Origin of the sequence: Actinosynnema sp. ALI-1.44 (assembly GCF_001984155.1) — a bacterium.
GTDB lineage: Bacteria > Actinomycetota > Actinomycetes > Mycobacteriales > Pseudonocardiaceae > Kibdelosporangium.
Window position 1 is genome coordinate 69102 of the sequence record NZ_MTQO01000032.1, and the last position, 19880, is coordinate 88981.

General features: G+C 67.1%; 22 protein-coding genes. 10 read left to right on the forward strand and 12 right to left on the reverse strand.

Going from position 1 to position 19880, the window contains the following annotated elements; genetic code table 11:
* Positions 1-366: a hypothetical protein gene (locus ALI144C_RS06235; protein ID WP_076986046.1), complete on the reverse strand. Its 366-nt coding sequence runs from the start codon at positions 364-366 to the stop codon at positions 1-3.
* A gap of 352 nt (positions 367-718) precedes the next feature.
* Between ALI144C_RS06235 and ALI144C_RS06240 the strand changes: the two genes are divergently transcribed.
* Entirely contained in the window at positions 719-1210 is a 492-nt protein-coding gene (locus ALI144C_RS06240) for a hypothetical protein (RefSeq protein WP_076986047.1), read from the forward strand.
* Positions 1211-1287: 77 nt separating this feature from the next.
* On the forward strand, positions 1288-1554 hold the full coding sequence (locus ALI144C_RS06245; protein WP_076986148.1) for a hypothetical protein: 267 nt from the start codon (positions 1288-1290) through the stop codon (positions 1552-1554).
* 117 nt (positions 1555-1671) lie between these two features.
* Here the strand turns inward: ALI144C_RS06245 and ALI144C_RS54120 are convergent, their stop codons facing one another.
* Positions 1672-2376 carry a hypothetical protein gene (locus ALI144C_RS54120; RefSeq protein WP_143230446.1) on the reverse strand — a complete coding sequence of 235 codons (705 nt, stop codon included), beginning with the start codon at positions 2374-2376 and terminating at the stop codon, positions 1672-1674.
* Positions 2377-2437: 61 nt separating this feature from the next.
* Between ALI144C_RS54120 and ALI144C_RS06255 the strand changes: the two genes are divergently transcribed.
* A complete protein-coding gene (locus tag ALI144C_RS06255) occupies positions 2438-2851 on the forward strand; it encodes a hypothetical protein (protein WP_143230447.1) in 414 nt (137 codons plus the stop codon).
* Positions 2852-3074: 223 nt separating this feature from the next.
* Here the strand turns inward: ALI144C_RS06255 and ALI144C_RS06260 are convergent, their stop codons facing one another.
* From ALI144C_RS06260 to ALI144C_RS06270, 3 genes are all read right to left on the reverse strand, one after another.
* Positions 3075-3809 (reverse strand): SDR family NAD(P)-dependent oxidoreductase, encoded by a 735-nt coding sequence (locus ALI144C_RS06260; protein ID WP_076986050.1) that lies wholly within the window; start codon positions 3807-3809, stop codon positions 3075-3077.
* Between the two features lie 82 nt (positions 3810-3891).
* The gene (locus tag ALI144C_RS06265) at positions 3892-5406 is read right to left on the reverse strand and encodes a hypothetical protein (RefSeq protein ID WP_076986051.1); all 1515 of its coding nucleotides are present in this window, start codon (positions 5404-5406) and stop codon (positions 3892-3894) included.
* Positions 5407-5439: 33 nt separating this feature from the next.
* Positions 5440-6615, reverse strand: coding sequence for a PucR family transcriptional regulator (locus ALI144C_RS06270; protein ID WP_083752770.1), 1176 nt, complete (start codon positions 6613-6615; stop codon positions 5440-5442).
* Between the two features lie 142 nt (positions 6616-6757).
* Between ALI144C_RS06270 and ALI144C_RS06275 the strand changes: the two genes are divergently transcribed.
* Genes ALI144C_RS06275 through ALI144C_RS06290 form a run of 4 tightly spaced genes read left to right on the forward strand, consistent with a single transcriptional unit; the run spans position 6758 to position 9778 of the window.
* Positions 6758-7039: a hypothetical protein gene (locus ALI144C_RS06275; RefSeq protein WP_143230448.1), complete on the forward strand. Its 282-nt coding sequence runs from the start codon at positions 6758-6760 to the stop codon at positions 7037-7039.
* Positions 7040-7083: 44 nt separating this feature from the next.
* On the forward strand, positions 7084-7665 hold the full coding sequence (locus tag ALI144C_RS06280) for an IS607 family transposase (RefSeq protein WP_076986054.1): 582 nt from the start codon (positions 7084-7086) through the stop codon (positions 7663-7665).
* Positions 7662-9014: an IS607 family element RNA-guided endonuclease TnpB gene (gene tnpB, locus ALI144C_RS06285; protein WP_202818864.1), complete on the forward strand. Its 1353-nt coding sequence runs from the start codon at positions 7662-7664 to the stop codon at positions 9012-9014. The genes ALI144C_RS06280 and tnpB overlap by 4 nt, the downstream gene beginning before the upstream one ends.
* A 41-nt stretch (positions 9015-9055) precedes the next feature.
* A complete protein-coding gene (locus ALI144C_RS06290) occupies positions 9056-9778 on the forward strand; it encodes an extracellular catalytic domain type 1 short-chain-length polyhydroxyalkanoate depolymerase (RefSeq protein ID WP_083752771.1) in 723 nt (240 codons plus the stop codon).
* A gap of 27 nt (positions 9779-9805) precedes the next feature.
* On the opposite strand, the gene ALI144C_RS06295 is transcribed toward ALI144C_RS06290, so the two are convergent.
* From ALI144C_RS06295 to ALI144C_RS06305, 3 genes are read right to left on the reverse strand one after another with little or no spacing between them, the layout of a single operon-like run.
* Positions 9806-10354, reverse strand: coding sequence for a flavoprotein (locus ALI144C_RS06295; protein WP_076986056.1), 549 nt, complete (start codon positions 10352-10354; stop codon positions 9806-9808).
* Positions 10355-10407: 53 nt separating this feature from the next.
* Positions 10408-10962, reverse strand: a complete 555-nt coding sequence (locus tag ALI144C_RS06300) for a GNAT family N-acetyltransferase (RefSeq protein ID WP_083752772.1) — start codon at positions 10960-10962, stop codon at positions 10408-10410.
* 33 nt (positions 10963-10995) lie between these two features.
* Positions 10996-12276, reverse strand: a complete 1281-nt coding sequence (locus ALI144C_RS06305) for a helix-turn-helix domain-containing protein (protein ID WP_143230449.1) — start codon at positions 12274-12276, stop codon at positions 10996-10998.
* Positions 12277-12486: 210 nt separating this feature from the next.
* Between ALI144C_RS06305 and ALI144C_RS06310 the strand changes: the two genes are divergently transcribed.
* Positions 12487-13125, forward strand: a complete 639-nt coding sequence (locus tag ALI144C_RS06310; protein ID WP_193441155.1) for a hypothetical protein — start codon at positions 12487-12489, stop codon at positions 13123-13125.
* Between the two features lie 128 nt (positions 13126-13253).
* Positions 13254-15956, forward strand: coding sequence for an ATP-binding protein (locus tag ALI144C_RS06315; RefSeq protein WP_237774018.1), 2703 nt, complete (start codon positions 13254-13256; stop codon positions 15954-15956).
* On the opposite strand, the gene ALI144C_RS06320 is transcribed toward ALI144C_RS06315, so the two are convergent.
* From ALI144C_RS06320 to ALI144C_RS06335, 4 genes are all read right to left on the reverse strand, one after another.
* Positions 15951-16247, reverse strand: coding sequence for a hypothetical protein (locus ALI144C_RS06320; RefSeq protein WP_076986151.1), 297 nt, complete (start codon positions 16245-16247; stop codon positions 15951-15953). The genes ALI144C_RS06315 and ALI144C_RS06320 overlap by 6 nt on opposite strands.
* A 17-nt stretch (positions 16248-16264) precedes the next feature.
* Positions 16265-17449: a zinc-dependent alcohol dehydrogenase gene (locus ALI144C_RS06325; protein WP_076986059.1), complete on the reverse strand. Its 1185-nt coding sequence runs from the start codon at positions 17447-17449 to the stop codon at positions 16265-16267.
* A gap of 68 nt (positions 17450-17517) precedes the next feature.
* Positions 17518-18414 (reverse strand): TIGR03619 family F420-dependent LLM class oxidoreductase, encoded by an 897-nt coding sequence (locus ALI144C_RS06330; protein WP_076986060.1) that lies wholly within the window; start codon positions 18412-18414, stop codon positions 17518-17520.
* Between the two features lie 106 nt (positions 18415-18520).
* Complete coding sequence (locus ALI144C_RS06335; RefSeq protein WP_076986061.1) at positions 18521-18847, reverse strand: winged helix-turn-helix transcriptional regulator; 327 nt, start codon at positions 18845-18847, stop codon at positions 18521-18523.
* A gap of 95 nt (positions 18848-18942) precedes the next feature.
* Between ALI144C_RS06335 and ALI144C_RS06340 the strand changes: the two genes are divergently transcribed.
* Positions 18943-19872, forward strand: coding sequence for an ATP-binding cassette domain-containing protein (locus ALI144C_RS06340; protein WP_143230451.1), 930 nt, complete (start codon positions 18943-18945; stop codon positions 19870-19872).
* The last annotated feature ends 8 nt before the right edge of the window (positions 19873-19880 follow it).

The window sequence follows — 19880 nt, forward strand, 5'->3', positions numbered from 1 at the left end:
CTACTGCCCGGTGTGCTTCTTCACGAACGCGGCGACCAGCGCCTCCTGGTCGGCCTTGGACGGATTGGCCACCGTCAGCGTGTCGTCGCCGCAGGTGATGGTTACCGCGCCCCGTTCCTGGCGGGTGAGCCACGACTTCACCACGTCGACGGCGGCCTTGAGCACGAGGGGAGAGGAGAACAGCCCGACCAGCGTGCCGACCGCGGCGACGGTGCCCGAGCGGGTCCCGCCCACCGCCGGTTCGTCCGCCCGGTCGAGGCCGCTGAAGTCGAGTGCGTCGAGTTCAGCCAGCAGCGACTCGCTGGCCCGGCTCGTCTCCATCGGGTCGGCGTCGTCGATGACCAGCTCGAACGTGGCTCGCGGCAAGATTCCTCCCTGGACTCTCGCCTTAGAATCGCGCTCCGGCCGCTGCCGTTACGCGTCATTCTGTTGTCAGAGAAACGCAGGGCACAATGGGAGTGTCTCGTACAAGCTGCCCTCAACCCCCAACTCCTGCTCCACAAGCACGGCACAGCCGACCATGGCCAATAACACGCCCACCAGCTACCGACTTCCGCGCCTCGGCAGAAGAGCGCGTTGCCGCTGATCGAATGGACATAACCGATCAGCGGCATGACAGGATGTTCGAGAGTCAGCGCACTGGCCTGCTGCTGCGACCACACGACCAGACGTCGCGGGCGTCCCGCAAGCCGAGGTCGCTACCGGGACGGAGTCCATCATGATCACCGGCGTCGACACCGTCCTGCTCACCGCAGGACGCGCCGGACCCGCCATCGGCCGGTTTCTTGAGCAATGGGGACGTGTGTGGCCCGACATGCGGATATCGGCAGGCGATCCGGCGCAGACGCCGTTCGTCACGTGGCAGGACGCCCGGTCAGATATTCCCGAGACGTGTGGCGAGGTCCTCGTCGCCAAGGACGAGCGGATGCTCTCGGATTGGGACGACCATGGCTACGAGATACCGGGCTCGGCCGTCGGTCCTTTCGCTCTGCTCTACCAGCCATGCCAGGCTCCGCGGTTCGAGGCACTGGTTCAGCATGACCCATATGCCCGAGGTCTGCCCTTCGATCCATACCCGGTCATAGTCGTGGCCACAGACCTATCGCTGATCACCATCGTCACTCCGGACGGCGACAGTGAGTTCTCCCAAAGCGTCATCAACGGCGTGATCGCCGCACTCGTCCAGCAGGAAGGTCAACCAGCTCCATAGTTCGTTCAAGACCAGGCGTGCGCACTGCATCATCGGCATGTGCGTGCATGCTCGTCAGGGGTAGGAGGGATGGCAGGGTGAAGCAGTTCCAGGAAGACGACGCTGGCTATGAGCGGTGGTTGGCCGCTCATCCCGACCTGTTCGTGCTCAACACAGCCCGCCGACCCGCGCCGAACTACCTGATGCTTCATCGGGCTACCTGTCGCACCATCGGCGGTACTCCCGCACGAGGCAACCGGTGGACCGGCGAGTACATCAAGTTCTGCGGCCAGCGAGCTGAATTGGAGGAGTTCGCCCAAGTCCGCGTCGGAGGCACGGCCTTCCCATGCCGCCTTTGCCTGTGACGTACTGACCAGCGCACCAGAACGTCGGCTGATCGAGAGACAACTGTGTCGTCTGCGGCATGAGCGGGCGGTACGTAACTCGGAGGTTCTTCACAGCGACCGAGTTATCCGCGTTTGTCAGTCGTCGGCGACAGCCAGGAACGTCACGACGACGCCGTTGCCGGAGCCGACGAGCGCACGATTGAAGCAATGCCCGGTCACCGGATCTGAGGCATATGCGTCGGGCTGACCGTCAGCGCTCCATGCTTCGGCGTATGAGAAGTCGTTGTTGCTCCGCCAGTACGAGTCCGGTCCCAGCGCATTCATGACCTGGTGCAGCACAGGCCGTGCAGTCTCAGCGTTCCATGGCCCGAACGGCAACTGGTAGGCCAAGTCCCGGGTGCAGGTGTTCACCAACACTCCGAGCAGGCGATCGGCCGGGAGCGCGACGGGTTTCATCACCGCGGCGAGGTCGTCAACGGTTGTCGGCAGTGGGGAAGACCTCGGGCGGTGCGGCGGGGGTAGTCGCTCCGCGTGGTCCGCTGACAACAGCAACCTGTGCAGTGGCTGGGTGAATGAACCATCCACGCCCTCGTCGACCGAAACCAACAGGGGTACAGGTTTAGTGGGGAGGCTAAGGGGGCGCAGCAAATCGCGAATAGTTCGAGCGCCGATGGCCACGTTGTGGACGGTACCACCGCAGGCACCGGCCAGCGCGCCCTTCGCGCATGGAACAGCACGTTCGTCGTCGGCGGACGTCTGTTGCGCCGTGGTCTTTCCGGCGGGATCGAGTTCGATATCCAGTGGCAGCGGCTCTGTCGGATGTCGTCTACTCTTCGCCATGGGTGGAACGGCGTTGACAGTGTTGAGCCCTCGCACCGCTGCGCAGGTCGAGCCTGTCGTGGTGGAGGAGATGATCGCCGAAGGGCTGATCGGTAATGCCCCTGATCCGTTCGGCTGGTACTCCACCGAAAGTCTGCCCTATGGCTACTCTCTGGACGCACCGGACAGTGAGACTGGTTGGGCGGAGTTGCGGATTCTCGATCGGGCATCCGGCGTGGTGATGCGTTGCGCCATCGGACTGCACATCTTCATCAGCGACCTCGCTGGCCGACCCGCCCTGGGCCGGATGGCCGAACGTGTCGCGCTGCGGACCGAGGGCTGGGTGTTCGTCGAGTTTCATGCTCTCCCCTCTGCGGGCCTACTTGGCCATCTGGAGAAGGCAGGTCGCTGCATCCGCATTGAGGACTGCGTCCATCTCGACGCCCCGGCGATGGCCGCATGGAACGCTCACCCGCACTTCCACGTCGTCAAATAGCCGCCCGGCTCGGCACAGTGCAGGCGGAGCCGGAGCGCGGCCGCCATGCTTCAAGCCGACACCACGAGAGTTCGCACGCTCGTCGGCAGAAGCGGACTGCCCTGCCGTTGAGCAAGATCCGCAATTCTGATCGCTGACCGACCGTGCGGCACCATCCAGCGGTGATACCTGCGGCGAGTGGGGCGACCGGCACTCGCCGTCGTCGAGCGCCGTGGCCGTGCTGTCAAGCCATGAACCAGCCGCCGTTGACCTCGATCGTCTGGCCGGTCACGAACGACGAATCAGGCCCGACGAGAAACGACACCACGGCGGCAAGCTCGGCCGGAGTTCCACGACGGGCAAGGGCCTGGTTCTCCAGTACGAAAGCGTTGTAAGCCACGGGATCCGGGTGAATGGCCTCACCAGCGGTCGGAAACGCCCCCGGCGACACGCAGTTGACCCGGATCTCGCGTGGCCCCAGTTCCCGGGCGAGTGCCTTGGTGAGCGCGGCGACGGCGCCCTTGGTGGCGACGTACGCCGCCAGTTCGGACCAGCCGCCGTGCATCGTCATGGACGCGATGTTGACGATCCGGCCACCCGTCTCTGGCATCTGCCGCGCGGCCAGTTGCGATGTGTACCAGTACGATCGCTGGTTCACCGCGTGCACTTCGTCGTACTCCGCCAACGGCACCGAGTCGAACGGGCGCTTGGGGAAGATGGCCGCGTTGTTGACAAGCACTTCGATCGGGCCGAGCCGTGAGCCGACGGCGACGAATGTGTCCTCAATGGACTGGGCGTCCCGCAGGTCCGCGACGAACGGCGCAGCCGTTCCACCTGCCTGAGAGACTTCGGCGACGGTCTCGGCGACGCTGTCCGGGTCGATGTCCAGCGCGGCGATCGCGTAGCCGTCACTGGCCAACCGCAACGCCATCGCACGCCCGAGCCCGCCGCCCGCCCCGGTGATCAACGCAACCGTCATGGACACCAAGTCTCCCAGATGGGAAAACCTCGTGAGTGTTCAGTCCGGTTAGCCTAGAACCGGACTGAACACTCACAAGGCTTTAGCAGCAGCTGGTGCTGCCGGGCCCGCAGTCGCCACCGCGTGCGGCGACCATCGGACACGCGTAGCCGTAGTCCGGGTGGGGCACCAGCGGCAGACGCTCACGCCCGCCGCCCGGTCCGACCTGCGCCTTGACCGGGCCGTTGGTGACGAGTTGGACGTTGGTCCCGCTGTCCTGGGCGTCGTATGCGCCCTTGGTCAGCGACACGATCTCCACGCCGCGGGACAGGTCCGCGACGAAGGTGTTGCCCTTGTGCCAGTACGGCGCCCAGGAGACCGCCGTGTCCGGCCGCCAGTACGCGATCTGGATCGGCTTCGCCGGGTTGGAGATGTCCAGGAAGCGGGTGCCCTGCTCGTACCAGGAGTAGGCCACGATCCGCTTCTGCACGTCGAAGTAGTGCGCGGAGCACGTCACGTCGCCGGGGATGGTGCCTTCCTTGTCGTCCGGGCTCCACACGCCGACGGTCTTCATCTCCTTCGGCGTCTCGGCCCAGCCCTCGCCGTTCTCGGTGCCCTTCAGCGAGGAGATGACGAAGCGGCCCTGGTCCTTGCACGTCGAGGAGTACGCCTCCTCGGTGTGCAGCAGCAGGCTGCCCGGCGGGTTTTCCCGCGTCGGCCTCGGGCCGTCCAGCAGGGTCCGGCCGACGGGTCGGAACGAGTTGTGCGTGAAGCGCGTCGGCATGTCGATCTGCGGCACGCCACCGCCCGCGTACGGGATGGGGTCGAGTGCCGTCGCCTTGCGGAACTTCCCGGTCAGCGGGTCACGGTGCCAGCCTTCGGTCCAGTAGCCGCGGGTGGCGTTGTCACCGGCCACCCAGGCGATGCCCTGGGCGTCGACCTGCACGTCGTGCGTGATCTTGCCGATGCCGCGGGTGTCGAGGCCCAGCGGCGATTCCTTCGGGTTGGCCGGGTCGCGGATGTCGGTGACGAAGATCCGGCCCTCGTTGGCCGTCGACCGGTCACGCCCGGCCGTCCACAGGTACTGGCAGTTGTTGATGCACGTGCTCGTGTGACCGGTGTTCTGCCGGTGGAACGTGAGGATCTTCAGGTCGGCCGGGTTGACCGCGGACACGATGTAGTTGCCCGTCGGCCGGTCACCCGGCAGGGCGCGGCCGAACGAGTTCACCTCACGCGCCAGGAACGCGATCTTGCGCACCGGGTCGACGTTCATGTCCTCGTTTTCCCAGAAGCGCTGCGACGGGTCGTCGCCGGGCAGCGCCATCTCCTGCTTGGTCAGGTGGTCGAGCAGTTTCGGCTTGTCGACGTCGGTCACGTCGAAGGTCTTGAGGCCGAACTCGCCGCTGACGAACGCGACGTCCTTGCGGCCGTACTCGGCGAACGCGATCGCAATCGCCCGCTCGGTCTCCGGAAGCGTGCTGCGCAGCTTGACGTTCTTCGCCGCGGGCGCGAGCCGCGGCTTCTCGACTCCCAGAGGCTTGGCCACCTCGGCCGTCGAAGTGCCCTGCACCGCCAAAGCCACCAACAGGCCTGCGGTCAACGTTGCGAGAACTTTCATGTGCTGAGCGTGGCAAAGCACCGTCGTCGGCGGCTACGTCCGAAGGGACTGAGAAGATGCCCTGATCACCAGCGCGGCGCCGATCTTCTGCAGGTCCGTGGGGTCGGCGGGGTCCAGACCGGTCAGCGACACGGTCCGGCGCAGCCGGTAGTCGACGGTGTTCGGGTGGACGTGCAGTTGGGACGCCGTCCTGCGGCGGTTGAGGCCAAGCCGGAGGTAAAGCGACAAAGTGGACAGCACGTCGGGGTGCGCGTCGAGCGGGGCGAGCAAGGCGGCCAACTCGGCGCGGGCCGGGCTCGGCCTGGTGAGCTGGTACTCCAGCAGCAGGTCCGACAGCCGGTGGAACCCGGGCCTGCGGCCGAACACCTCCGCGAGGTCGAGCACCTCCTGGGCCTGCCGGGCGGCCTCGGCGACCTCGGCCGGTTCGGCGAGCACCCCGGCGACCGTGGTTTCCACGTCGGTCGCCTCGTGCAACGCCTCGGCCAGCGCGGTGCCGTCAACCGGCTCGTCGGCGGGTACGAGCACGATGCCGCCGGTGGTGTCGAGCAGGGACAGCACGGACGGCCCGAGCCGCTGAGACGCTCGGTAGACCTTGCGCTGCGCGGCCATCGCCGCTGCCATGCCGGGTTGTGCCTCGTCCTCGTGCGCGCCCATGCGTACCCGCAACACCAGGAACCGCGACGGCATGGGGAAACCGGCCCGCCCGGCGGGGTCGTCGTACGGCTCGCCGCGCAACAACGCGGAGATGAGCGTATGCCGCCGTTGTTGCTCGTCGCTCTCGATGCGTCGGCGTTCCTCCAGGTAGGCCGCGGCGACGGCGGTCGTGGCCCGTTGCAGGTAGCCGAGCACCAGTTCGGTGAACGCCAGCACGTCGGCCATGTCGCCGGAGTCGGCGTGCGCGACCATCTCACGCCAGACCTCGAGCATGCCGAGGTTGTAGGCGGCCATCACCGCGTCGAGCGGTATGCCCTCCCCGGCGCGGCGCGCGGCCGACGCGGTGATCGGGCCGACGAGCACTTCGGTCGGCGGGATCCGCCGGTCCCGCAGCGACTCGGCGATCGCGCGCAGGTTCTCCTCGGTGGCCAGCGAGATGTTGTCGATCAACTCGGCGTCGGACAACCGGCCGTACGCGTCGATCTCGCGACCGAAGAGTTCGACGAGTCGCCGCGCGATGCGCCGTCGTTCGGTGAGAAGCCATTGGTACAACACCCTGCCGCCAATCCTGAGGGGTGGCGGTGATCCGGTGCGACTGTGATCGGTCACAGAAACGGCATACCACGCTTGGGCCGGTGACCGATGGCGACAGTCCGCGTGCGACGTCAGTATTCAATTGGACCGAGGGGAGAAACGCATGAGGTTTCGTACGGCTGCCGTGGCCCTGCTCATGGCGCTGGGTTTGTTACCCGTCATGGTCGGCCAGGCCGCGGCGGCGGGCCGGGACATCAGGGGGTCGTTCGCCAACCAGGCCGGACTGGTCGAGTACCAGGTGCACCTGCCGTCGGCGTACCGGCCCGGGATGCCGGTGCTGCTGGCGATCCACGGCTGCCGGATGACCGGCTACACCTTCAACTCGATGGAGGACACCAGCCGGTTCTCGGAGATCGCGGACCGCGAGGGGTTCGGAGCCGTCTAGTGGTTTGTGAGCATGTGTGATCGAACGTGTGTTTTAATGAGCGTGTGAAGCTGGCTGAATGGGCGCGGTCGTTCGGGGTGCATCCCCAGACGGCGTATCGGTGGTTCCGGGAGGACCGGATGCCTGTGCCCGCTCGCCGGTTGCCGTCCGGGACGATCGTGGTTGAGCCGCCCGAGGTCTCGGCAGGCCGCACTGTCGCGTATGTCCGGGTGTCCTCGCATGACCAGCGCACCGACCTGGAAGCGCAGGCTGGTCGGGTGACCGCGTGGTGCGCCACGCAGGGCATCCGCGTGGACGAGGTCGTGTCCGAGGTCGGGTCGGGGGTGAACGGGCGACGCGCCAAGCTGATCCGGCTGCTGCGTGACGCCGAGGTCCAGACGATCGTGGTGGAGCACCGGGACCGGGTAGCCCGGTTCGGTGTCGAGCACCTGCAAGCGGCACTTGCCGCGACCGGACGCCGGATCGTGGTGGTCGACACCTCGGAGACCACCGACGATCTCGTGCGGGACATGGTGGAGGTGCTGACGTCGATGTGTGCCCACCTGTACGGGCGGCGCGGCGCACGTAACCGAGCCATGCGGGCGGTCACTGCGACCAAACACGACGCCGGCGAGGCCGCCGGGTGAGTACGATCCTTCAGGCGTATCAGTTCGCGCTGGACCCGACACCAGCCCAGGACGCCGAGTTGCGGTCACATTGCGGCGGCCAGCGTTTCGCCTTCAACTGGGGCCTGGCGCGGGTCGCGGCCAACCTGGGCCAACGCGCCGCGGAGAAGTCCTATGACATCCCCGAGGACCAGCTCACCCCCTCGGTGTCCTGGTCGGCCTACAGCCTGCGCAAGGACTGGAACCGGGCCAAGGACGAGGTCGCCCCGTGGTGGGGCGAGAACTCGAAGGAAGTCTATTCGTCGGGTCTGGCCAACCTCGCTACCGCACTGAAGAACTGGGACGGCTCCCGCACCAGCAAGCGACGCGGCCCGAAGATCCGGTTTCCCCGGTTCAAGGGCAAGCGCGCGGTTCTGTCGTGCCGGTTCACAACCGGCGCGTTCGGCCTGTCCGACACCGACCGCAGGCACGTGAAGCTGCCCCGGATCGGATTGGTGCGCACGCACGAGTCGATGCGGAAGCTGGCCCGGCACGTCGAGCACGACACCGCCCGCATCCGCTCGGCCACCGTGTCGCACCGGCGTGGCCGCTGGTTCGTGTCGTTCTCGGTGGAGATCACCCGCGTCGATCCGGCCCCGACACGGCCGCAGACGGCGGTGGGCGTGGACCTGGGTGTGAAGTCCCTGGCCATGCTGTCCACTGGCGAGGTGATCGCCAACCCGAAGCACCTGGAGATCGCCCAGCGGGAACTGCGCCGCCTGCAACGCCAAGCCGCCCGCCGTCACGGCCCTGACCGGCGCACCAAAACCGCATCGTCGGGGCGGTGGCGCAGGACCCAGGCCCGCATCGGCCGCCTGCACACGGCGGTCGCGAACGCTCGCCGTGACGGGTTGCACAAGCTGTCGACCCGCCTGGTGCGCACGTTCGGCGCGATCGTCATGGAAGACCTCCATGTGTCCGGCATGACCAAGAATCGGCGGCTGGCCCGGCACGTCGCCGGGGTCGGCATGGCCGAGTTGCGTCGGCAGATCGAGTACAAGGCCGCCTGGTCCGGGGTGCACCTGCACATCGCCGACCGGTGGTATCCCAGCTCCAAGACGTGTTCGGCTTGCGGCGCGGTGAAAGCCAAGCTGCGCCTGTCCGAACGCACGTTCGCCTGCGACCAGTGTGGATTCGCGCTGGACCGCGATCTCAACGCCGCCCGAAACCTCGCTGGCCTGGTCAGCGTGATCACCGGCGGTGATGGCGGCGAGTTGCGCCGTGACAGCCCGATGGAAACCCACGTAAGACGACCGCTTGCGGCGCAGCGGGTACCGCCACGGGAAGGCCCTTCGGGTCAACGTCGGCGCGGTGACACGTCGGCTGCCTGAGCACAATGGACTCAGGTTCACTCAGCTTCAGGTAACGGTTCATCGTCGTCTACCCGTCGTCGTCGTCGCAGAGCCCGCTGCGCAACCTGCTCGGTTGCTGGAACTTCCAGAAGCCGGAGAACCAGGTGCGCGGCCAGGGCGAGCCGTCGCTGCTGACCGGGATGGTCAACAAGGTGGTGCACGAGTTCGACGCGGACCGCAAACGCGTGCACGTGATCGGCGCGTCGTCGGGCGCGGCGATGACATCGATCCTGGCGGTCACGTACCCGGACATGTTCGCGTCGGCCGCGATCTTCGCGGGCTGCGAGTACGCCTGTGACAAGGTCCTGACCGCGGGGCCGGAGAACATCTCGCCGGTGGTGACCGCGCAGCAGGCCTACGCGCAACTGAGTTCCCGGGCACGACAGGTGCCGGTCAGCGTGATCCAGGGCGACGCGGACGCCACCGTCCCGCCGCTGTTCGCCGCACGGCTCGTGACGCACTTCGCGGCTCTGGACGACCTCGTCGTCGACGGGGCGCTGGACGGCGACGTGGACGACGTGCCCGACACCACAGCGCGTGTGGTCAACGACGGCGACCGGCCGTACGTGAAGACCACGTACTCGGCGCGCGGCGGCGGCACACCGTTGATCGAGAAGTACCTGATCGAGGGCCTCGGTCACAAGTGGCCCAAGGGCGGCAAGGCCGATTTCGTCGACCCGCTCGGCCCGGACATCAGCTCGTTGGTGTGGAAGGACTTCTTCGCCACGCACGCGTTGCCGTAGGAAGCCTTGGCCTGCGCGCCCGCTTCGTCAGTTCTCGTCCGAGGTTCCGACTTCAACTGCGTCCAGCGCCAACTCCCATGGATAGTTCGGCAAGTGCTTCGAGCCTTGATGGGGGATATGCGGCTCGTACCCCTCGGAGCCAAGAAGCACCCGCACGCCCACATCGTGTAGTTCCTTGACGCTGCGCCCGAACGCGGGATGTGCGGCCTGCGCGGAGTTCAGGAAAGGCAGGGCGACCAACGGCAGCCCAAGCCCGATCCCCTCGGTGATCAGCCCGAGCGCCAGGGTGTCGGCGATACCGGCCGCCCACTTGTTGATCGTGTTGAAACTGGCGCCGCCTACGATCATGGCTGTGGCAGGCGGCAGGACATCCGGTGTCCCAGGCTCCTTGTAATCCGACCGCACCGGATAGCCGGTCTGCTGTTCCAGTGCGGCTCGATCAATGAACCTCAACGCTCGTGGTGTAGCGACAACGCACACCGTCCAGCCACGTCCTTGCGCGAGGTCAACCAGCTTGCCGACATCCCTCGCCGCTGGTGTCGCACAGGTGATGACGTACAACACGCGCTCGGTCATACCGCGACTCCCACCACTCGGGAAATTTTCGCCACTCGGGTCGGCGCGAGATTCTATTTCTTAATCGTCCGCATCAAAGCCTCGTACATCGGCGCATCATCAAAAGGCTGCAAGTCGCCGAACTTGTCCCAGCCCCACTTGAGATAGGCCGTCCTGGCCGGAATGTTGTCGGGCCGGACCAGAAGCGTCGCCCGTTGCTCAGGGCGTCCGGCCAAGGAGGCATCGTGCAACGCACGGGCATAGCCCAGTCGCCGCTGGGCAGGCACCACCATCAACTCGTTGACAGCGAACGTCCGCTTGCCGTCTTCTTCAAGCAGTTGCGGGTCGACGTCACCACGAAACCCATGCCACCAACGGGCACCAGGCGGCAGTGTGTAGCCCAAGGTGTACCCGACCAGTTCGTCCTTCAGCTGACCGGTGACGAGCAAGAAGCCGTCTCGCGACGCGTACGCCTCCAGCCGCTCCCAGAACCGATCAACGGTGAAGAACGGGATCTCCAGCTTGTCGGCGTACACCTCCCGGTACACCGACAACAACGCTTCCCGCAGCACATGCATGCCGCTGCCGTCATGCCGACGGGTGATCAACTGTGTTGAGGCGTCAGTCATCGAAGCACCTTTGGATCGAAACGTGGGCACAGGTCAGTTGTCCATGGCTGCGTAGCGGTGCAAGAAGGCAGCCACACCAGCCACCTTGTCGTTCTCGGCCAAGCGCCGAGCAACCTCCTCCAGCTCAACGCTGACACGCCAGCTGTCGAGTTCGCACTCGAGGTCGTCCAAAGCCGCTTCCGCCGCCTCAGCCGCACCGTCAACTATCCGTCTTTCCAACCGGGCGTGTGCCAACCGCACTCGGTACAACGCACGGTTTCGCGCGTGTCGGTCGCTGTAACTCTCCACGGCGCGCTCCAGGAGACGTTCAGCTCGGGTCGGATCACCCAGCTTGACAGCGCAGGTCGCCTCGACGGCGTCAATTTCAAGCGGGCTCAGGAACGTGCACCACTCGGCAGCGTTGTGGGCGCGCTCATCGTCGAGAGCCCTACGGGCCAATGTGATCGCCCGGTCTGCCTCTCGGGCGTCGCCGGTCAAGGAATTGGCAGTGGCCAGCCGTAGCTGTGGAATGGCCGCGACGCGCGGGAACTCCCGCGCGAACCTGGCAGCAGCGTCTTCGGCCGCGTGGGCAAACCGCAACGCTTCCCGCGGTTGCCTCAGCAGGTTGCTCTGGAACGCGAGGTTCGCCAGCGCCCGTGTTTCGACTTCGGCGTCACCTGTCGGCCGGGCCAACATCAACGCTCCCATGTAGCTGGTGCGCGCCTGCTCGTGACGACCAGCGTCGAAGCAGAGCCAGCCAGCACAGACTTGTAGCCGGGCAGTGGCACGCAGCAGTTGCGTCTCGGTTTCCGAGCCGTAGCTGCCGTGTTCGAGCAGCCGGTAGGCCTCGTTCACGGATGACAACGCCGCCTGCCAGATGGTCTCGCCCCCATGCTGTTGATCCAAACCGTGCAAACGGGCCGTCGTCCGTTTGATGCGCCCCACATCACTCGTGCCAACCTGGCCGTGAGCACTGCTGCCCGCGACGGTGCTGGCGAGACCGAATTTGATCAGAGTTCTGCGGTTCATCGGGTCTCCTGCGGCGGTGTCGGCCGAGTTCCTCGCGGCAGGAATACCCGCTACGCGTCCCTCGGCCTGCCTGGCCGCCATGATCTGGTTGAACCGCGTCCTCACCTCGTCCGAAGTCTGGGCCAGGCAGGTGTCCATGATCGACTGCGTCAGTGGCAGCAGCACGATGCTCGAACCACGTGCGTCCCACTTGTTGACAGAGCGGCGGTCGACACCGAGACGGGACGCGAAGTCCCGAACACTGAGACGGAGTGCTTGCCGAAGTGCGTGCACCTCGACACCCGTCCATCGATTCACGGTGGCCATCGACATCACGATCCCTCGGTAGCAGCGCCGTACCCAGCGTAAACGCTAGTCAGTACGCCACCAGTACGTCACCGCACCGCCGGTCGGTCGTTCCGAGTCGGCCGCTCTTCGACCAGGCTTTCGCCAAGGCACTCATTCCTGGAGACACCAACCATGCCGTCCGGTACCAACCTGGCAACTGACCCACTGTCATCGAATCAACGCCTGATCGTGCCGTACACCACCCTATGGAGCAGCGAGAACAACCTGCCGATGCCGATTGTCGAGCGGCACGGTTACGGCATCGGCTACGCCGACGAGATCGCCGCCGACCGTGACACCTATGGGGTGCTCTGGCAACGAACGCTTTCACGACCAAGAGAAGGACGACCGGAATTCGGAAACGTCCACTCCCTGCGGCAACGACGCGCCATGCGCCGTTTGCTGTGCCAAGTGTGCAGCGAACCGGCTGACCGGACAGACGACGGCATGCTGTGGCTGCTCCCCGACTATCGCGAGGACTGGCCCAACTGGCCAGAAGGCATGGGCAACGTCGAACCACCTGTCTGCCGGGCGTGCGTGAGCACCTCGATGCGGCTGTGTCCAAAGCTCCGAAAGGACGGCGGCGCGGTCATCCGGGTTCGTGAGTACCCGATCATCGGGGTCCGTGGACTGGTGTACGCCTCCGGCACGAGACAGCCGGTTGCCGTCGAGGACCGGACCATCGGATTCGACGACCCGCTAGTGCGTTGGGTTCGGGCAGTGGGACTCGTCCGGCAGATGCTCGGCTGTCGCATTGTTCCGTTCGAGGAGCTAGCGGAGCCTGATCACCAGCTCGTGGTCGTACCGCAACTCATGGAGGGTGCCTGACATGGCGCGGCGACCTCTCAGCCTGCCGTTCAGCGGGAGGCTGCTGCGTGCGTGGCGGGAGCGGGCCGGGTTGACGCAGCAGGCCGCCAGTTCGTGCCCGGGCGATGCCTGAGTAGACTCGGGTGTTGATGAAACCCCAGGTCATCGGGCGCGATCGGGAGGTCGCCGTGCTCGCGCGGGCGCTGGAGCGGCCCAGTGGAACGATCTTGCTGCGTGGTGAGGCGGGTATCGGCAAGTCGGCGTTGGCGCAGCACGCGCTCGACCTGGCTGCTGCCCAGGGAATCACTGTGCTGCGCGGGCAGGCCCACCCGTTGCACGCCGGGCTCGCGTACGCCCCGATCGTCGCCGCTGTCCGGCCGTTGATGTCCCAGGTGAGCGAGTTCGACGGGCTCGCTCACCTCGGCACGCTGCTGGGCGACCCCAGGCTGCCTGCCTCCGCGCCGACCGGGACCAGCGCGTTGGACCGGACCCACATGTTCGAGGCGGTCGCCCGGTTGGTCGAGCGGTTCGCGCCCGCGGTGTTCTTCGTCGACGACCTGCACTGGGCCGACCGGGGAACCGTCGAGCTGGTCCACTACCTCGGCCGCAACACCGAGGGCGTGCTGATCCTCGCGGCGTACCGGCCCGGTGAGGCCGATCCCGTACTGGGCGACCTGGCCACGACTGTGCGCCGGACCGGGACCGAGCTGGAGCTTGCTCCGCTCGCGGACACCGATGTCGCTGAGATCGCGCACACGTTGTTGGGCTCCGCGCCTGAGCCCATGTTCCTGCGTGACGTGACCCGCCGCGCGAAAGGCGTGCCGTTGTTCGTCACCGCGCTCGTCCAAGGCGGGATCACGACGGACACCGCTGTGCCGACCATCGTGCGGGACGTCGTTCTGGGGCGGTTGCGGCAGCTCGGTGCCGACGAGCGGGAGCTCATGGAGATCATCGCGGTCGCTGGCGAGGCCACCACGGACGAGGTCGTGCGGTCGTTGTCCCGCAACCCGCAGGCGCTGCGGAATCTGATCGTCGACGGGCTGATCGCCGAGCGCGCACTCGGCCGCACGATGGCCTACCAGGTGGCGCACCCGTTGTACGCCGAGGTCGCGTACGCCGAGATGACCATCGGTGAACGGCGTCAGCTGCACGCCACCGTGCTCGCGGCCATCGAGCGGATCGACCCTGACGATGTGCTGGCGCTCGCCCCGCACTACCGCGAAGCGGGCGACGTCGCTGATCCCACGCGTGCGGTGACCGTGATGGCGGAGGCGGGGGAGCGGGCGCTGGCGGTGCGGGCGTTCGATGAGGCGATCCGCTATTTCGACGTGGCAATGGACCTGGCCGAACCCGAGCGGGCGGCGCGGTTGCTGGAAGGACTCGGCCGTGCGCACATGAGCCTCGGCGACCCGGACGCGGCCTCGGCGGCGTGGACTCGGGGTGTCCGGCTGGCCGAGCGGCACGGTGCGACGGAATCGTTGGCGCTGCTGCGGTTCCGGCTCACCATGCTGGAGGCCGAGCGGCAGGAGGTGCCTGCGGGCGGTGACCGGCTCGCCGACGTGCGGGGCGTGAGCCTCGAATCGGCCGAGATCGCGATCCAGAAGTTCATCTACACCATGCGGTTCGGCACGCTCGACGACACGAAGGAGTTGAGTGCCCAGTTGGCCGAGACGGCCGGGGTGACGCACCCGGTCGCGGCGCGTGCCGTCACCCATTTCGGCCAGGCCATCCTGCACGTGATGGACCAGCAGTTCGGAAAGGCGATCGAGCAGGCGGAGGTCGCGCTCGACGCGGCACGCGACCCGGACATCGAGTCGCCGTTCTACCTGCAGTACTTCTTGTTGTACGCAAGCATTCTGCGTCTGTTGAACGGCGACATCGCCGGTGCGGTCGACAGCGCACGCGAAGCGGTGCGGGCGGGCGCTCTCGTCGAACTGCCCTCGCTGGCCTGTTTCGAGCACTACTCGTTGTCGGGGGCGTTGTACCTCGCGGGTGACTACGACGGCGCGCTCGCCGAAGTCGACACCGGTGTCGTCGCGGCCAGGAAAACGGGGGCACCACGTTGCCTGGTGCGGATCCATGCGATGCGCGCGTTCCTGCTGGCCGAGCGCGGCGAGCTCAGCGAAGCAGCCGCGGCGCTGGAAGAAGCGCACAGCTTGTACCGCGCGCCGGACCAGACGTTGATCGACGTGACCGCCCTTGCCGCGACGGCGATCGCGCTGTACCTCGACGAACCGCCCCCGCAGGTCCCGTCGGACGAGTCCAGGACCTACAGCGACGTGTTCGCCGTGACCATGCGCGGCCTTTTCGCCGGTCTGGCCGGGTTGAACACCGGCGATCCCGGTCCCGCCGCGAAACAGGCCGCCGCTCTGCGTGTCTTCGAGTTCCAGCCGCCGCTGATGGCCGCGTTCGGCGACCGGCTCGACGGGTTGCGCACCGGTGACGCGTCGCGACTGGCCAGCGCCGTCGCCCTGTTCGACGCCATGGGTGCCAAAGTGCTCGCGGCCCAGGTCGCGCTCGAACACTCGGAGCTGACCGGGGCGAGTGACCGCCTGCCGGAGATCGTCGACGTGCTGACCGGGGCGGGCGCGGCCCACTGGGCCAACCGCGCCCGCCAGCAAGCCCGGTCACTGGGCCTGAGACTGCGGCCGGGTCGTCGTGACGGGATCCTGACCAGACGGGAAGCCGACGTCGTGCGCCTGCTCGGCGAAGGCCTGTCCAACGCGGACATCGCGGCCCGGTTGTTCCTCAGTGGACGAACCGTGGAGACGCACCTGCGCAACAGCTACGCCAAACTCGGGTTGAGCACCCGGGTTTCCCTCGCCCGCTGGGCTGCCGAGAACCTGTCATGAGTCCGGCTTGAGCCGGAACTGAGCCGTCCCTTCGACGGTGTCGTCCACGTCCAGCACGAAATCGGCCAGGTACTCGGCGGTCAACGAGTCGAGCATCACCCTGGCGCCGGTGGTCTCCTCGCGGACGACCAGGTCCTGCTCGTCAGGCGCCACGGCCAGCGAGACGGTGAACCGGGAGGTGTCGTGTTCCTCGGACAGCGTCTCGATGCGCAGGCCGCCATCGGCTGGGGCCTGGTTGCGGTCGGTGAGGGTCTTGATCGCGAGTCCTGCCTCGGATGTCACTCGCAGCACTGTGGAGCCTCCTTCCATTACGGTCGCAACAGGACTTTCACCATGCCGGACTCTTTGCGCTGGAAGGTTCCATACGCCGACGGCGCGTCGGACAGCGGCAGGTGGTGGGTGGCGAACGTGTCGACGCCGAGCGGGTCGTCGTCGGTGAGCAGTGGCAGAATGTCGGGCACCCAGCGCCACACGTTGGCCTGGCCCATCCTGAGCTGGATCTGCTTGTCGAACAGGGTCAACATGGGCATCGGGTCGGCCATTCCACCGTACACACCGGACAGTGAGATGGTGCCGCCGCGCCGGACCATACCGATCGCCAGTTGCAGCGCGCTGAGCCGGTCCACGCCTGCCTTCTGCATGAGCTTTGCCGCGACCGCGTCCGGCAGCAGACCGGTGACCTGCTGGGCGACCTTGGCCACGGGCGAGCCGTGCGCCTCCATGCCCACCGCGTCGATCACCGCGTCCGGGCCGCGTCCGCTGGTCATGCCCCGCACGACTTCGATGATGTCGTTCTGGTGTTGGGACAGGTCGACCGTTTCGATCCCGTTGTCCTGCGCGCGGCGCAACCGCTCCGGCACCAGATCGACGCCGATCACCTGGCGGATCCCGTGGTGGCGGGCGACACGCGTGGCCATGTCCCCGATCGGGCCCAACCCGAGTACTACCAGACTCCCGTCCTTCGGCACGGCGGCGTAATGCACCGCCTGCCATGCGGTCGGCAGGACGTCGGACAGGTACACGAACCGGTCGTCAGCCGGTCCTTCCGGCACCTTGATGGGCAGTGTGTTGCCGAACGGCACCCGCAGATACTCGGCCTGGCCGCCGGGGACCTGCCCGTACAGCTTGGTGTAGCCGAACAGCGCCGCGCCCATGCCGTGTTCCTTGACCTGCGTCGTCTCGCATTGGGACTGCAGGCCTTGTTCACACATGAAACAGGTTCCGCACGAGATGTTGAACGGCACCACCACGCGATCGCCCGCCTTGACGGCGGTGACGTCGGCGCCGACCTCCTCCACGATGCCCATGGGTTCGTGGCCGAGGATGTCGCCTTCGCCCATGAACGGACCCATCACCTCGTACAGGTGCAGGTCGGAGCCGCAGATACCGCTGGAGGTGACTCGGATGATCACATCGGTGGGTTCTTTGATCACCGGATCCGGCACGGTGTCCACTCGGACATCTCGCCTGCCGTGCCAGGTCACCGCTTTCATGTCACGCCTCCGTCCGGTGCGGGAACAGCCTCTCCTTGGCCTTCCCGCCACCGGACCGGGTAAACCCGTCAGGCGCGTTCGAGCACCGAGCCGACCATCTCCAGCACGTGGTCGACGTCCTTGGCGATGAACAGCGTGTCCACGACGACGTGCTGGATCTCCGTCTTCTCCCTGATCTGCCGGATGGCTGCGACGAAGTCGTCGACGGTCGTGCCGGGTTCGGAGTTGACGCGCAGGATCATGTCCACCTCGGCCGGGTCGCGGCCCTGTTGTTCGGCGATCCGCTGGATCTCGGTGAACGGACCGGTGAACACGGCCGGATCGACGTCGCCGGTCGGACGCGTCGCCGGCAGCCAGCCGTCACCGTGTTCGGCGACCCGGCGCAACGCGGCCGGAGCCCAGCCGCCGATGTAGACCGGTGGTCGCGGCCGCTGGGCGGGTTTGAGCGCGGCGTTCGTGGCAGGCACCGTCCAGTACTCGCCGTGGAACTCGGCCACGTCCTTGGTCCACAGCTGCTCCAGCGCCAGCAGGCTTTCATCGAGGCGGCGGCCGCGCTCCGCCATCTTGACGCCGACGGCCTCGAACTCCTCGGGCATCCAGCCCGCGCCGAGACCCGCGATCAGCCGTCCCCGGCTGACCAGGTCGATCGTGGTGAGGGACCGCGCGAGGATGGCGGGCGGGTACCAGGGTGCGTTGAGCACGTGGGTACCCAGCCGGACGTGCTCGGTGGCGGTGGCCGCGACGGTGAGGGCGGCGAACGGGTCGAGGATCCGGTGGAACTGCTCGGGCAGGGTGGTGCCGACACCGGGTGGATAGCCGATCTGGGGGTCGACCGGGGAGAGCAGGCGGTCGCCGACCCAGAGGCTGGCGGCGCCCAGTGCTTCCGCTTCGCGCGAGAACCGGGCGAGTTCCGTGGCCTGCTCGGCAACCGCACCGATCTGCGGAAGGCAGAAACCGATACGCATGTGATGTGCCCCCGTCGTCATTGGGTGAGCTACGTCATCTGGTTAGCTACTTCGAAAAAACGAGTGCCTGGGACAGCGTATCAGCAGGCCCACTGGGTGCAAGAGGTCAGGCGGGCAGGTTGTCGGCTGCCCAGGAGGCCAGTTCGCGCAGCGCCGGGACCAGGGCGAGGCCGGCGGAGGTGAGCTGGTAGGTCACGGCGACCGGCGGGCCTTCGTCGACCGTCCGCAGAACGAGACCGGCACCGCGGAGTTCGCCGAGCCGATCCGACAGCATCGAATCGCTGATCCCGACGATCGCGCGTTTGAGCTCGGAGAAAGTCGCCGGTCGGCCGACGAGGGTGCCCAGCAGCACGCCGTTCCACCGCTTGCCGAGGAAGTCGAACGCGCGGGCAAGAGACGCGTCACACGTGTGCGGCTCGTGCTCCGGTTTCATACCGGACAGCCTACCCAGCGCGGCGAAACCGGCATGAAACCACCGCAAATCCCGGCACGGGAACTCTCGCCGGTGTGACGACGAGAGGAGGGGCGATGATCGCGGCTGCTGGGCTGCGGAAGTCGTTCGGCGACAAGGTTGTGCTCGACGGGATCGACCTGGACATCGCCGAGGGGACGATTTTCTCGATGCTCGGCCCGAACGGCGCGGGCAAGACGACGACCGTACGCATTCTGTCCACATTGATCCGCCCGGACAGCGGGACGGTCAGCGTCGCGGGGCACGACCTGGCCACGCGACCGGACGCGGTACGCGCGGCCATCGGCGTGACCGGCCAGTTCTCCGCGGTGGACAACCTGCTGACCGGCGCGGAGAACCTGGCCATGATGGCCGGGCTGCTGCGGCTGGACCGGCGGCACCGCGACCGGCGCGTCGCCGGACTGCTCGACCAGTTCGACCTGGCCGACGCGGCCGGAAAACCGGCGAGCACGTACTCCGGCGGGATGCGGCGACGGCTCGACCTGGCGATGACGCTGGTCGGCAGCCCGAAGGTGATCTTCCTGGACGAGCCGACCACCGGCCTGGATCCCCGCAGCCGCCGGGCGATGTGGGACCGCATCCGCGAACTCGCGGTCGGGGGCGTGACGATCTTCCTGACCACCCAGTACCTGGAGGAGGCCGACCGGCTCGCCGACCGGATCGTGGTGCTCGACCAAGGCAGGATCGTCGCGGACGGCACTGCGGCCGAGCTCAAACGCCGCGTGCCCGGTGGGCACATCCGGCTGCAGTTCGCCGACAGCGCACGCCTGCGGGCCGCGCGGTCGGTGCTCGGCGCGGCCCGCGTGCACGAGGACGCACTCGCCCTGGAAGTGCCGGGCGCCGGTGACGTCCGGGCATTGCGTGACCTGCTCGACCGGCTGGACGCCGCCGCGATCGAGATCGACGCCCTGTCGGTGCACACGCCGGACCTCGACGACGTCTTCCTGGCTCTCACCGGCCGTCCCGTCGAGGAGGTGGCCCGGTGACGTTTTCC

Coding starts and splice junctions, on each gene's coding strand:
- ALI144C_RS06300 (WP_083752772.1), bottom strand. CDS start 10,962: ATGACTGACGCCTCAACACAGTTGATCACCCGTCGGCATGACGGCAGC.
- ALI144C_RS06275 (WP_143230448.1), top strand. CDS start 6,758: ATGAGGTTTCGTACGGCTGCCGTGGCCCTGCTCATGGCGCTGGGTTTG.
- ALI144C_RS06295 (WP_076986056.1), bottom strand. CDS start 10,354: ATGACCGAGCGCGTGTTGTACGTCATCACCTGTGCGACACCAGCGGCG.
- ALI144C_RS06325 (WP_076986059.1), bottom strand. CDS start 17,449: ATGAAAGCGGTGACCTGGCACGGCAGGCGAGATGTCCGAGTGGACACC.
- ALI144C_RS06315 (WP_237774018.1), top strand. CDS start 13,254: ATGAAACCCCAGGTCATCGGGCGCGATCGGGAGGTCGCCGTGCTCGCG.
- ALI144C_RS06335 (WP_076986061.1), bottom strand. CDS start 18,847: ATGAAACCGGAGCACGAGCCGCACACGTGTGACGCGTCTCTTGCCCGC.
- ALI144C_RS06260 (WP_076986050.1), bottom strand. CDS start 3,809: ATGACGGTTGCGTTGATCACCGGGGCGGGCGGCGGGCTCGGGCGTGCG.
- ALI144C_RS06330 (WP_076986060.1), bottom strand. CDS start 18,414: ATGCGTATCGGTTTCTGCCTTCCGCAGATCGGTGCGGTTGCCGAGCAG.
- ALI144C_RS06340 (WP_143230451.1), top strand. CDS start 18,943: ATGATCGCGGCTGCTGGGCTGCGGAAGTCGTTCGGCGACAAGGTTGTG.
- ALI144C_RS06305 (WP_143230449.1), bottom strand. CDS start 12,276: ATGGCCACCGTGAATCGATGGACGGGTGTCGAGGTGCACGCACTTCGG.
- ALI144C_RS06240 (WP_076986047.1), top strand. CDS start 719: ATGATCACCGGCGTCGACACCGTCCTGCTCACCGCAGGACGCGCCGGA.
- ALI144C_RS06265 (WP_076986051.1), bottom strand. CDS start 5,406: ATGAAAGTTCTCGCAACGTTGACCGCAGGCCTGTTGGTGGCTTTGGCG.
- ALI144C_RS54120 (WP_143230446.1), bottom strand. CDS start 2,376: ATGGCGAAGAGTAGACGACATCCGACAGAGCCGCTGCCACTGGATATC.